This window comes from Acinetobacter junii, from assembly GCF_018336855.1.
In the GTDB taxonomy this organism is placed as follows: Bacteria; Pseudomonadota; Gammaproteobacteria; order Pseudomonadales; family Moraxellaceae; genus Acinetobacter; species Acinetobacter junii.
In genome coordinates this window covers 2162245-2175386 of sequence record NZ_CP059558.1, presented here as the reverse complement: position 1 = coordinate 2175386, position 13142 = coordinate 2162245, and the positions used below count along the sequence as shown (strand labels likewise).

Here is a 13142-nt window from a genome sequence, read left to right as displayed (position 1 = left end):
GAAAATGAGAATTGTTTTTATTAAAATTGTATCGTTTTAATATTTTATGTTTCTCCTATTTTTGTCTTTCGGAACGTTATGATTTATCCATCTTTGAAATCAAATTCTAAGCCTGTATTTAGGTTTAGTATGCTTAGTTTAATGCTTATACAAGTTCAGTATGCAGTTGCAAATCAAGATAGTCTGCAAACAGCAGTTATGCCGACTATTAAAATTGAAGCAATGAGCGAGTTAGATCCAATCAAAAGTTATATTGATTATGATCAAGCAAATGTGACACGTAATGGTCTCAAGAAAAAAGATATCCCTCAGACTATCGACACAATCGATGTACAAAAATATAAGATTTATGGGGCAAATGATTTAAGCGTTATGCTTCAAGGAACCCCAGGTGTATCAACAAATTACGATACTCGTGGTGATGGAATTTCGCTTCGTGGGTTCAAAGCAGACGAGGGTGATATCTATCGTGATGGCGTCCGAGAAAGTGGTCAACTACGCCGTAGCACTGCAAATGTTGAGCGAATTGAAATATTAAAAGGTCCTGCTTCAGTACTTTATGGACGTGGTGCGGGTGGTGGTGTCATCAACATGGTGACTAAGTTTGCCAACTTTGATTCTAAAAGCTCAATAGGTATGTATGCTGGTTCATATGAAAATATTGGTGCAACTTTAGATCTTAATCAAATCATCAACGATAACTGGGCTATACGCTTAACTGGTGAAAAAGCAGATTCCAATAGTTTTCGTAAGGGGATTGGTTCGCAGATCGAAATGCTTTCTCCAAGCATAAGCTATCGCAGTGACGATGAAAAAATACTTTGGACTACCCAATACACCTACGATAAATTGGAACGTACTCCAGATCGTGGTCCATCGTATCAAAATCTTCCAAACAATGTTTCTATCAAAAATGCATTTGCTCGTAGTAGCGATTTTATTGATGATGAATTGCAAACTGTGCGAACTGATTTGAAATATGAGTTTGCATCAAATTGGAATTTTCATTGGGCTGCAAGTTATCGTCAAGCTTATCAAAATTTTGATAATTTCTTTGGCGGAACATATTGTGAAAATGATTTAACTTTAGAGGCTAAGCCAAAAAGTTGTGATTGGAATGGTTATTTGCGCCAAAGTTACGCATGGCAAGAAACCATGAATAAAACCGTTATGAATACATTTGATATCACTGGGAAATTTGATACAGGGATATTTGAACACAATTTTATGATTGGAGCTGATTGGTCACACGAAAATCGTGATCCTAAGTTAGGTAACTATTCAAGTGGTCAATTTGCTGGAAAATATTATGGTTATATGAACCCATACCATCCAAATGATCATTATGAATCTTTTGATTTAGCAGATGGTCGTCCGCCAATGACATCTTATAGTCAACATAAATCTGAAAATAAAGCTATTTTTATTCAAGATTTAATTAGTTTGCTGCCTAGTTTAAAGATGATGTTGGGTGCTCGATATGATCACTTCGAATTCAAAACGCAAAATATGCTAACTGACAAAAAGCAATCTTATGATGGCGAAAGTTTTAGTCCAAATATAGGATTTGTATGGCAACCAAATGAGAGTCACAGTTTCTATACATCATATAGTAAGAGTTTTGCTCCATATGGTGGGCGAGGGATGATTAGTATTGATCCGACTTTGAACCCAAGTGTTTATGATGCTGAACCTCAATACAACGAACAATATGAAATAGGTGTTAAGAGTGATTGGTTGGATAACCGTTTAAACACTCAGATTTCTGTTTATGATATTCGAAAAAATAACATTCGTTATCAACCTGATGCACAAAATAATCCTGATGAATGGGTAGTCGGTGGTCAACATCGATCGAAAGGACTTGAATTTAGCTTTATCGGTAAAGCTTTAGAAAATGTTTTTGTTCGTGGTGGATATGGTTATACAGATGCAACGGTTACCCGTGATGATGTAACGCCTCAAAATATTGGCAAACCGCTCAACAATACACCTATGCATACAGGAAATTTGTTTATTCGATATCTGCCGACAGATCAAATCTATACTGAGCTAGGTGCTACATATGTGGGTGATGCAAAAGTTTATCCAAATGGTAATCTCAATAGCACATCCACTGATTTAAAAGGTTTTACACGACTTGATGCTGCGATTGGTTATAGTGCAAATCCTTGGAATATTACGCTTGCCGTGAATAATTTAACCAACAAAGAATATTGGCGTTCGGACTCTATGCTTGGAACACCACGTAACTTCTTAGTAAGAGTTAACTATCAGTTCTAAAAGCGATTTTTAGCAATATCAAATAGTACCTTTAAGCGATAAAGGTACTATTTAAGCTTAATTTATTACTGATTTAATAAATATTAATTAATCAATTGGTAAAATATTAAAATTATCTAATTGAATTTATGCAAAAGTTGTTGATTAAAATACTTTATTATTCTAGTATTTAAGTGTGTAAAAAATGTTCAAATTCAGCTTTTATCGGAAAAAATTATTGTGACATTACATTTGTTTTTGATTTAAAAGTGTTAATTGATATACATTTTTGTACACATTTGTTAGTATTTAAGAAAAGCATACATTAGAGATAATAATAATGAAGATAGTACTTTCAATACTTATTCTCTGTTCTGTTTTTATTTTGGGTTATGCGGTTTATGTTGATTCGCAGAACAAAAAAAGACAAGAGCTGATGAAGATTGTGAACGATGCAGAACATAGCCTAAATTCGATTCAACACAATCCAAATTATGTGAAGCATTCTCGATTAGCGACCTACCGAAGCGAATAATTAAGTTCTCAGGTGAAATGTCACAGGATTTAGCTTTTTTTATCGGGTTGTGTCCAAGTTTTTATTAGAATCTGTTAAAATATTTACCATTAAATAAAAAAGCTGCATCTTGTTATGCGGCTTTTTACATTTTGAAATCGGAACCAAATTTATACATCTCCTCTGTATAGCAAGCGTGAAACTGGCATGTAGATTGCTTTTAGCCTTGTATACCATTTTGTGTACATTCAAAAAATTATTTGAAACACAAGCGTATAGATTTCATATTCTACGATCTTAGATTTTAACAGGTGCTATATGACAACGCCTAATGCTTCAGTTGGACTGTTAGAACGCTTATTTAAATTAAGTGATAACAAAACCAACTTTAGAACAGAAGTTCTAGCAGGTGTAACCACATTTTTGACCATGTGTTACATCATCATTGTAAATCCACTCATTCTTTCTGAAACCGGAATGGATCATGGTGCTGTGTTTGTTGCAACCTGTTTGGCTGCTGCAATCGGGTGTTTGGTCATGGGGATTGTGGCGAATTATCCGATCGCACTCGCACCAGGTATGGGTTTAAATGCATATTTTACCTATTCTGTGTGTTTGGGTATGGGGGTGCCTTGGCAAACTGCTCTAGCAGCGGTATTTGTCTCAGGTCTTGTTTTCCTTGCTATCAGTTTCTTTAAAATTCGTGAGGCAATCGTCAATGCGATTCCGATGTCTTTAAAGTTTGCGATTGGTGGGGGAATTGGTCTTTTCCTTGCATTGATTGCGCTTAAAAATGCAGGAATTATTGTAGATAATCCAGCGACATTGGTTGGATTGGGTGATATTAAACAGCCAACAGTATTGTTAGCATTATTCGGATTTTTAATGATTGTTGTTTTGCATCAATTAAAAGTTCGTGGTGCAATCATCATCAGTATTTTAGTGGTCACTGCAATAGCGACTGTTCTGGGGTTGAATGAATTCAAAGGTGTTGTAGGACATATCCCATCAATCGCACCTACTTTTATGCAAATGGATTTTGAAGGTCTATTTACTGCAAGTATGGTCGGGGTTATTTTTGTATTCTTTATCGTTGACTTGTTTGATAGTACCGGGACTTTGGTTGGTGTTTCACATCGCGCTGGATTGCTTCAAGATGGTAAATTACCACGATTAAAGAAAGCCCTATTTGCTGACTCAACTGCAATTGTAGCGGGAGCTGCATTGGGTACATCATCTACCACCCCGTATATTGAATCAGCTTCTGGTGTAGCAGCTGGTGGTCGCACAGGTTTAACTGCGGTTGTGGTTGCTTTACTTTTCATCGGCTGCTTATTCTTGGCTCCTTTGGCACAATCCGTACCAGGTTTTGCAACTGCACCAGCACTATTATTTATCGGTGTGTTAATGATTCAAGGAATTACGCACATTGATTGGGATGATATTACTGAAGCTGTACCTGCATTTTTAACGATCGTATTTATGCCATTTACCTATTCAATTGCCGATGGTATTGCAATGGGTTTCATTAGTTATGCATTGGTTAAGCTGTTTACGGGTAAGGCAAAAACAGTACCTTATATGGTGTGGATTATTGCTGCACTTTGGGTATTTAAATTTGTTGCATTTGGTGGCTAAGCCACTTAAAACTAAGTGATAAAACCTTTAAAGGGTGTACCGTGTTAGGCAGCACCCTTTTTTATTTAGACGTGGAGTTTATATGGATCAAATCGAGCTGATTCGTGCTTTGCCCAAAGCCGAATTACATGTGCATATTGAAGGGACATTTGAGCCAGAGTTGATGTTCGCTATTGCACAGCGTAATCAGATTCAAATTCCTTATCAATCTGTTGAAGAAGTGAAACAGGCTTATAACTTTCATAACCTTCAATCTTTTTTAGATATTTATTATGCTGGCGCCAATGTGTTAGTGCATGAGCAGGACTTCTACGATTTAGCTTGGGCATACTTTGAAAAATGCGCAGAAGATCGAGTGGTACATACAGAAATGTTCTTTGATCCACAAACACATACTGAGCGTGGTGTTGAGTTTGTTACCGTTTTAAATGGTTTAAAGCGTGCATGCACCGATGCAAAAGAAAAGTTGAGTATTAGCTCTCAATTGATTATGTGTTTCTTGCGCCATTTAAGTGAAGAAAAAGCGTTTGAAACGTTAGAACAAGCCTTGCCATTCAAAGATGACATTATTGCGATAGGTTTGGATTCGAGTGAAGTTGGGCACCCACCATCAAAATTTGAACGTGTTTTTGCCAAAGCACGAGAAGCTGGTTTCTTGATCGTCGCACATGCTGGAGAAGAAGGTCCTCCTGAGTATATATGGGAAGCTTTAGATTTACTTAAGGTGAATCGTATTGATCACGGTGTTCGTTCAGAAGAAGACGAGCAACTGATGACGCGCCTAATTGCAGAGAAAATGCCATTAACAGTGTGCCCGTTAAGTAACTTAAAGCTCTGTGTCGTGAAAGATATGACTGAGCATAACATTCGTCGTTTGCTACAAAAAGGTGTGCATGTCACTGTAAACTCGGATGATCCTTCATATTTCGGTGGATATATGAATGATAATTTTATTGCGATTCAACAAGCTTTGAATTTATCAAATGAAGAATTAAAGCAGCTTGCGATTAACTCTTTTGAAGCTTCGTTTATTTCTGATGATGATAAGCAGAAATGGATTACCGAAGTTAGAAAAATCTAATGCATAAAAAAACCGCGATAAGCGGTTTTTTTATATCAATTTTTATTTGGGTTGTCTTAGCATGCTGAGCAATACATTATCTTTGTCGATGAGATGATGTTTAATCGCTGCGAGAATATGACCTGCAATGAGTAAGCCCGCAAACCACGATATATAAATATGTAGGGGTTTAACGATTGCTAATAGATCTGGATTGTCTTGAACTAGACGGGGGATTTCAAATAAGTATAAAACAGGGGCAGGGTGACCAGCGCTCCAACTGAATAAACAGCCTGTAATTGGTAGAGCTAATAACATTAAATATAATAGAAAATGACCAATATGTGCCAAGGTTTTCATCATTGGTGACATGGTATTTGGTAGTTGTGGAGCTGGATGGGTATAACGCCAAAAAATTCTTATAACGACTAAAAAGATAATGGTTGTCGCAATATTCTTATGAAGTGTAATAACAGTGCCTTTAAACGTTCCATCAACTTCATAACTTAAAAAATTTCCACTGTAAAATCCAATAAGCCATGCAACGATAAAAATAACGGCCATGAGCCAATGTAAAACTTGTGCTGTGCGAGTGTAGTACTGTGCTGAGGTTGACATCGCAACATCCTAGCTGTGATATGATTTTGTAGATTTTAAATAGCGTTATTTATTCCTCATACGGTGTATATGTAACAGAGCGTCTTGTCCTTGCAACGATTATTAATCGAAATCGATATGTTTAAATATGTAATAAGTCTGCACGGTCAATTGCTTAATAAAAAGCTTTGTGCAAAATACGCCTGCAATTAAGTCGCTATAAGGTTAAAAGTTGTGAAAAAATTATTGTTGGCTCTGCCAGTATTATTTGTTTTAAATGGATGTGTTGCACCAAATACAAATACTTCTACAACACCATCTACATCTCAGCAGTTAGGTGTAACGGCATTAAAGGTTGCGGTTAATGCTAAATGTATGAGTGAAATCAATACATTACCTGCATGGAAAACAGCAACACGTTTGATGACCACTGAACAGCGTGAAAATATTCAGATGGATGTTTGTGGGTGTGTAAGTGAAAAAGCGCCCAATAGTGTAACGACTTTGGAGTTGGCTACAGCTGCAATTGATCCAACTGCAAGAGCAACAATTGTGAATCAAGTGGTTGCTGAAACTGTTAATGCCTGCGTGTCTGAAGCATTAAAGAAATAAAAGTAAGATACATAAGCAAAGCTGAATGATTTTCGGCTTTGTTTCTTAGCAAAATAATTTTATATATTCTTGTAATTTTAGATCGTTTTCAGATGCTTAAAACGTTAAATTAATCATGATATTATTCAACTAAAATGGTAATTACATGTATAAGAATAAATTTGTTTTGGCAATTTCAACGGTGTTTGCTTTGGTGGCTTGTGGTACTGTGCAAAGTGGCGAGCAAAGTAATTTAAAATTAGGAACATCTGCAATTCAGTTTGCTGCACAGACCAAGTGTAATCATGATATTGATGACTTTGCAGCTTGGAAAATTGCAAGTAAATTAATGACAAAGACCCAGAAGCAAGAGAAGAAAACCCAAATTTGTAAATGCGTTGGCAAAAATGCACCTACTGTTTTATCACCTTCAGAATTGGCACTTGCTGCAGTGGATTCTAAAGCGCGAACAGCTTTAACAGGAGTAGCAGTAGCTAAAACTATGAATGCTTGTGTATCGGAAGTGGTAAAATAGTTCTGTATTCAATTGACTTTGATTGGCTGCTAAAATGCAGCCAATTTTTTGCGAGTAAATTATGTTTGTTGCTGGTGTAGATGAAGCAGGGCGCGGTCCTCTAGTGGGTTCAGTTGTTGCAGCTGCGGTGATCCTAGATCCTAATAATCCAATCGAAGGATTAAATGATTCTAAGAAATTAACTGAAAAGAAACGCGAAAAGTTGTTTATAGAGATTAAAGAAAAGGCATTAGCTTGGTCGATAGCTGAAGCAACACACACTGAAATTGATGAAATGAATATTCTGCAAGCCACATTTCTTGCAATGCGCCGTGCGGTCGAAAATTTAAAAACCACGCCACACAAAGTAATTGTAGATGGTAATCAAATTCCAAAAGGGATTGATATTGTATGTGAAGCAATTGTGGGAGGTGATGCGACTCATGCTGAGATAAGTGCAGCAAGTATTCTAGCTAAAGTTACACGTGATCATCAAATGAAGACCTTAGATGAATTATATCCTGATTATGGGTTCGCAAAGCACAAAGGTTATCCTACAAAAGCGCATTTTGAAGCTATTGCAGCACACGGCGTAATTGATCAACATCGTCGTAGTTACGCACCTGTAAAAAAAGCTTTAGGTTTATAATTTCTTATAAATTGAGGTTTTAAATACAATTAAAGCGACCATCTTGTGTCGCTTTAATTATGTGGGGAGAATTCTGAAAATTAACGATTAAAGTTATTATGTCGCGGAAAATCGCTATTATCTTCTTCATACGAAAGTTGATAATCCTGATCAAGATGTTGTAAATGCTCATGCATGGCACGTTCATGTTGGATACGTTGGTAAATTTCCTCACGATGCACAGAAACTTCTTTTGGAGCATTAACACCAATACGCACCTGATTGCCTTTTACGCCAAGCACAGTAACACTGACTTGATCCCCAATCATTAATGTTTCTCCGACACGACGGGTCAGAATCAGCATGTTTATCTCCTTGCTAAACGCTTAAACTTGCGACAGGGAATTCATTGTTCGAAAGCACAGCCTTAATATACAGAAAATTCCAACAGAAATATGTAAAAAACATTATTTTTCGTACGTTCTGTTGAGAATCACTGAAAAACCTCAAAGGTTAATATAACAGAGCCACTGTAGTAAAAACTATAGTGGCTCTGTTTTTTTTGCTATTTACTTGAAAGTAAATATGTTTAACAAGCTATTAATTAAGCACGTGCACTGCTTTCGCCGTGTTCACGATCTAGACCAAAAGCTGTGTGTAAACAACGTACGGCAAGTTCTAAATAGTTTTCTTCGATAAGTACAGAAATTTTGATTTCTGATGTTGAAATCATCAAAATATTAATGCTTTCATCAGCTAATGCAGTAAACATTTTGCTTGCAACACCTGCATGTGAACGCATACCCACACCTACGATTGATACTTTAACGATATCATCACGAGTAACAACTTCACATCCTTCAATGCTGCTTGCTGTTTGCTCTAAAATCGCCTTAGCTTTTGCTAAATCATTGCGATTTACAGTGAATGTGAAATCAGTTGTACCATCTTCTTCAACGTTTTGGATAATCATATCCACTTCGATGTTGGCATTGCTGATAGGTGACAAGATTTTAGATGCAATACCTGGTTCATCAGGAACACCTAAGATCGTTAATTTTGCTTCGTCACGGTTAAATGCAATACCTGCGATGATTGGTTGTTCCATATCGTCTTCAGCCTCAGTCGTAATTAGTGTGCCTACATTTTGTTTGAATTCTTCATCGAATGCGCCGTCATCGTCATTATCAAAACTTGATAATACGCGCAATGGAACTTGATATTTACCTGCGAATTCAACAGAGCGAATTTGTAAAACTTTTGAACCCAAAGATGCCATTTCTAGCATTTCTTCAAAAGAAATACGATCAACCTTTTTCGCTTTAGGTGCGACACGTGGATCAGTTGTATAAACGCCATCAACATCAGTGTAAATCTGACATTCATCAGCTTTTAATGCAGCTGCAATTGCAACACCAGAGGTATCAGAACCACCACGACCTAAAGTTGTGGTATTTCCTTCGGCATCAAAGCCTTGGAAACCTGCAACAACGAGAACACGACCTGCATCTAAATCTTTGGTCATGACATCAGTATCAATAGATTCAATACGCGCTTTGGTAAAAGCACTGTCCGTTTTGATACCAACTTGACGACCAGTATATGACTTAGCTTCTACACCAATTGAATTCAGTGCCATAGCTAACATGGAAATCGTTACTTGTTCACCCGTTGACACCATTTGATCTAATTCACGTGGGTCAGGGGTGCTGGTAATGGCTTTTGCAAGCGCAAGTAAGCGGTTCGTTTCACCACTCATTGCAGACACAACAACGACCACTTTGTGACCGTGATCATGCCAGCGCTTGACACGACGAGCAACATTTAAAATGCGCTCAGGAGTACCCATAGAAGTACCGCCATATTTTTGAACGATTAATGCCATATTACCTAAACCCTTGTAATAAAACAGGTAAAGTTTATTCTTGCTTCCTGAAATTTACTTTATGTACACTCTTATGTACACAACTGAAATGACTGAGTTCTTAGCAAGCTGCGTTTGAGCGCACAAGTATATAGTAACGTAAATATGCTAACAATCATTGATTCTCATTAAGAACCATTGAGTTTCTTGATTTTCATCATTCATACTATTTATACAGCTTTTTGCGCAACATCTAAATTAGTGCACTGTTGTTCCCATTTCATTACATCTTCTGCAAGATATCGCTTCATTGTTCCTCCATCAGATTTTAAAACTGGGGCAGGGAATGGAATACCCCAAGGGCTTTTCACTTCCCAACGATTAAGTGTGCGTTTGGTAATATGAAACAACTCACACACATAATTAGAAGTTACATATTTATCCATTCACACCACCTTTATAGTTAGCCTCTTTAAATTTTGCATTCACGATTAGATCTTCGATTTCACCAGCGCTGACATTTTCATAAATGTGAGTCATCTTGCTCCCGAACACTTCAAGTGTTCGGGTGAGAGTTGAGTATTTGAATTTCATGGCAGATCCTCGTCATTTATTGCAACTGACAAAGCTTTTTCTAGTTCTAATCGACGTGTTCTTACATGACGCATCATTTCAGGTTGAATAACTGGATCTAAACTTGAGACATCTATTTCAAGTGCATCAAGAACAGTTAGGTCAGGTGCATTCTGAATACGAACCATTAGTGATGGTTGCTCAGCAGCTTTATTCTGTTGAAGTACTTCTAAGCGTTTATGCATATATTTTAAAAGTGGTGAAAGTTGTTCAGTGGTCCAGCCAGTCGTATATTTAACAACGGCATTTACCTCTGTAACTGTTTTTGACTCATCAACACGTTGTTTTAAAGTGGCAAGTTTCTCCTGGTATTCAGATTCATCATTAGCTAACTTCTTAGAGTTATTTTCTAAAGTAACTTCATCAATTTCTTTAGCTTTATTAACGACTGCTGTAGCAACAGCATCAAATGAAGTTGGACTATTCTGAATGTCTGATTGTGTTGGTATCTCATCCAATGTTTTTTTTTCAACATCATTTGAGGTAGGTTTTTGATTACCAACTGGACTGATGATGTCATCCAATGAAACTTCATCGTTAGCAGCATGAGTAGATTGCTGAACAACACTACTAGAATCATTCTGTTTTTTTGATGCTCGCTTTTTTTTCGATTGCTCCACTATTTCTAAATTAACCTGAATGGGCGTGCCACCAACAGCCTCACAAAATGCTTTGTATTGTAGTTGAGCATTTTCAAAATCACGTTGAGCAAATCCAGCATGAATCCCATCAACTAATTCATCAATGTTTTCATTGAATTTATATTGCTGAATTACAGCATGTGGTTGAATTAAAAACACGTCTTGACCTTGTTCGATTTCTTCAATCGTTAAAGGCTTAGTAAAAGTAATACCTGCTAACTCAAGCATTTCAACTTGAATGCAAAATTCATAATTAGGCAAAGCAAAAACTGTTGCTGGCATCTGATCCAGTGTGCTGAAATCTTTATCAGCATGAAGAGAGCCGTTACCTGCATAGCGACATAGAACGGTTTTGCCTTTTTGTAGTGCTGCAAATGCTTCTTGAGCGTTTAAAATATTAGTCATCTTCTTATCCTTTTAATGCATTGCGTAAATATGGATCTAAGTCATCTTGTTTAAGTAACCAGGTAACATAATCGGCAGGAATGTCTTTAATAGCCGTGCCTTTGTATTTGCCAAAGGTCAGATGCGTAGGGATGCGAGCTTGTTCAGAAAACAAGAAAAGGGATTGCATGTCTTTTACACCAAGCACTTTGCAAATATTCTTTAATAGAGCTGCTGTAAGCAAAACATCCTGTTTAGCGTTATGTGCATTTCGAATGCTTTGACGTGCTTTTTCAGATCCATTAGTAAATTTGTAGATCAATGCTGATAAGTTATGTGCATCATCTGGCCAAACCATACGCGCCAAAGCTAAAGTACAAATCGCCTTAACATTAATAGTCTTATCAGCCAGTTTAATTGCCTCAATATCGTAATCAACATTGTGGCCAATAATGTATTGCACAACTTCAGGCAATCTGAATGTTTCATAACTTGGCTTTCCAGCTATGTCAGATTCAAGAATGTGATGCACAGCCATAGCGCCGTAACTAATCGGTTCAGGACATGAAAAATACTCATCAAAACAAGCATCTTTATTAACGACCAATTCACCGTTTTCAAAGTAGACAGGAACATGGGCTATCTCGATTGGATAGCCGTTCATGTCATGAGTTTCAGTGTCTAAAATTATTGCGCTCATGCATGTAATTCCTGTTTAGCTAGGTTGTCGATTTCCTGTTTTACAGCTGCAAGTTTTGAAGCTTCAATTTGAGTTAATGCATCAATTCCTAAATGCTCACATACTGTTTTTACATCCAAACCGCGCTCATCAATGAATGCTTGTAATGAGTCGCGTTGAACTACATCAATAAAAGAAGGGGAACTATCTGGCTCCAACCAACGCTTTGTATCAGTGTTAAAAGCTAACCCGTGATTTGAGGCAATTTCTTTCATGTATTCCCACATTGATTTGTGGTAAGGGTGTTCTCTATTAAGGCTTTCAAATAAAGCATTGAACTCGCTTGCATATTGAGACTCATCACAAGATTTAATCCACTGATCCCAATCTTGTTGAAGCTGCATAGCTTGTTTTTGTTCTGGTGTTAGTGTGTTTAGATGGTTCTTGGTTTGTTGAATTAGCGAAGCTAAAAAGTTTCTGTTTTCTGATTTTGTTAAATCAGGAACAATGACATTTCCTAAATTTCCAGAATCTTTTGTATGAAAACCCTCGCCAGCTCTAAATTTCAGTACTTTATTAGAATTTCCTCGGGAGTCAGTTTCTTCAGCCAAATAAGCCATGGCATCTGCAAGACGGTAGATCTCTTGTCGATTTTTACCACCAAGATCGGGACGTACTAAAGTTAAAGTATCGTTTTTATCCTCAGTAGCATGGGCAATAAAAACAACATCTTTGCCATAACTAATTAACTTATTAACAAACAAGCTAAACATATTATTGGCTACACCTTGGACGTTTAATTTCAAAGAACCATCGCTTTTAATGTTTTTACTATTATTTGCCAAATGAGTTTTGATGAGATCCAAAACACGCCCAATAGTGTCAAATACAACTGTGTTATAAGGTGCTAGATCTTCTTCAGTAATATTTGAAATATCCAACCAAGTTTTTGCAACAACAACATCACCACGACGATTACCACCAGTACGATACGCACCTTGATCAGCGTCAATTACTAAAGGTTTATCTGCTGTCATACCTAAAGTTGTTTTGTACATACCTGGATCGCCGTAGTAGTAAACTTTAATAGCATTTACAGGAATGACCTGAGATGGAGAAATTATATTTAGAGCCATG

Annotated in this window: 15 protein-coding genes; 7 read left to right on the top strand and 8 right to left on the bottom strand. The window is 36.9% G+C overall.

The window, feature by feature from the left end:
- Positions 1 to 78 precede the first annotated feature (78 nt).
- From H2677_RS10275 to H2677_RS10260, 4 genes are all read left to right on the top strand, one after another.
- Positions 79 to 2283: a TonB-dependent receptor gene (locus tag H2677_RS10275; protein ID WP_212638481.1), complete on the top strand. Its 2205-nt coding sequence runs from the start codon at positions 79 to 81 to the stop codon at positions 2281 to 2283.
- A gap of 319 nt (positions 2284 to 2602) precedes the next feature.
- Positions 2603 to 2797 carry a hypothetical protein gene (locus H2677_RS10270; protein ID WP_004912232.1) on the top strand — a complete coding sequence of 65 codons (195 nt, stop codon included), beginning with the start codon at positions 2603 to 2605 and terminating at the stop codon, positions 2795 to 2797.
- 297 nt (positions 2798 to 3094) lie between these two features.
- Positions 3095 to 4414, top strand: a complete 1320-nt coding sequence (locus tag H2677_RS10265; RefSeq protein ID WP_004912229.1) for an NCS2 family permease — start codon at positions 3095 to 3097, stop codon at positions 4412 to 4414.
- 82 nt (positions 4415 to 4496) lie between these two features.
- On the top strand, positions 4497 to 5495 hold the full coding sequence (locus tag H2677_RS10260; protein ID WP_212638480.1) for an adenosine deaminase: 999 nt from the start codon (positions 4497 to 4499) through the stop codon (positions 5493 to 5495).
- A gap of 42 nt (positions 5496 to 5537) precedes the next feature.
- Here the strand turns inward: H2677_RS10260 and H2677_RS10255 are convergent, their stop codons facing one another.
- Complete coding sequence (locus tag H2677_RS10255) at positions 5538 to 6092, bottom strand: cytochrome b (protein ID WP_004912224.1); 555 nt, start codon at positions 6090 to 6092, stop codon at positions 5538 to 5540.
- 213 nt (positions 6093 to 6305) lie between these two features.
- Between H2677_RS10255 and H2677_RS10250 the strand changes: the two genes are divergently transcribed.
- From H2677_RS10250 to rnhB, 3 genes are all read left to right on the top strand, one after another.
- The gene (locus H2677_RS10250) at positions 6306 to 6683 is read left to right on the top strand and encodes a hypothetical protein (protein WP_004955128.1); all 378 of its coding nucleotides are present in this window, start codon (positions 6306 to 6308) and stop codon (positions 6681 to 6683) included.
- A gap of 145 nt (positions 6684 to 6828) precedes the next feature.
- A complete protein-coding gene (locus tag H2677_RS10245; RefSeq protein WP_129263287.1) occupies positions 6829 to 7197 on the top strand; it encodes a hypothetical protein in 369 nt (122 codons plus the stop codon).
- A gap of 61 nt (positions 7198 to 7258) precedes the next feature.
- Positions 7259 to 7825: a ribonuclease HII gene (rnhB, locus tag H2677_RS10240; protein WP_129263285.1), complete on the top strand. Its 567-nt coding sequence runs from the start codon at positions 7259 to 7261 to the stop codon at positions 7823 to 7825.
- Positions 7826 to 7905: 80 nt separating this feature from the next.
- On the opposite strand, the gene csrA is transcribed toward rnhB, so the two are convergent.
- The 7 genes from csrA to H2677_RS10205 form a co-directional block, all read right to left on the bottom strand.
- A complete protein-coding gene (gene csrA, locus H2677_RS10235) occupies positions 7906 to 8169 on the bottom strand; it encodes a carbon storage regulator CsrA (RefSeq protein WP_004912217.1) in 264 nt (87 codons plus the stop codon).
- A gap of 239 nt (positions 8170 to 8408) precedes the next feature.
- A complete protein-coding gene (locus H2677_RS10230) occupies positions 8409 to 9689 on the bottom strand; it encodes an aspartate kinase (protein ID WP_130575080.1) in 1281 nt (426 codons plus the stop codon).
- Positions 9690 to 9898: 209 nt separating this feature from the next.
- The gene (locus tag H2677_RS10225; protein ID WP_125299518.1) at positions 9899 to 10114 is read right to left on the bottom strand and encodes a hypothetical protein; all 216 of its coding nucleotides are present in this window, start codon (positions 10112 to 10114) and stop codon (positions 9899 to 9901) included.
- The gene (locus H2677_RS10220) at positions 10107 to 10262 is read right to left on the bottom strand and encodes a hypothetical protein (RefSeq protein ID WP_165395591.1); all 156 of its coding nucleotides are present in this window, start codon (positions 10260 to 10262) and stop codon (positions 10107 to 10109) included. Before H2677_RS10220 ends, H2677_RS10225 begins: the two co-directional genes overlap by 8 nt.
- Positions 10259 to 11347: a hypothetical protein gene (locus tag H2677_RS10215; RefSeq protein ID WP_212638479.1), complete on the bottom strand. Its 1089-nt coding sequence runs from the start codon at positions 11345 to 11347 to the stop codon at positions 10259 to 10261. Before H2677_RS10215 ends, H2677_RS10220 begins: the two co-directional genes overlap by 4 nt.
- A gap of 4 nt (positions 11348 to 11351) precedes the next feature.
- Positions 11352 to 12026 (bottom strand): putative quorum-sensing-regulated virulence factor, encoded by a 675-nt coding sequence (locus H2677_RS10210; protein WP_212638478.1) that lies wholly within the window; start codon positions 12024 to 12026, stop codon positions 11352 to 11354.
- Complete coding sequence (locus H2677_RS10205) at positions 12023 to 13141, bottom strand: ATP-binding protein (protein ID WP_212638477.1); 1119 nt, start codon at positions 13139 to 13141, stop codon at positions 12023 to 12025. The genes H2677_RS10210 and H2677_RS10205 overlap by 4 nt, the downstream gene beginning before the upstream one ends.
- Position 13142 lies beyond the last annotated feature (1 nt).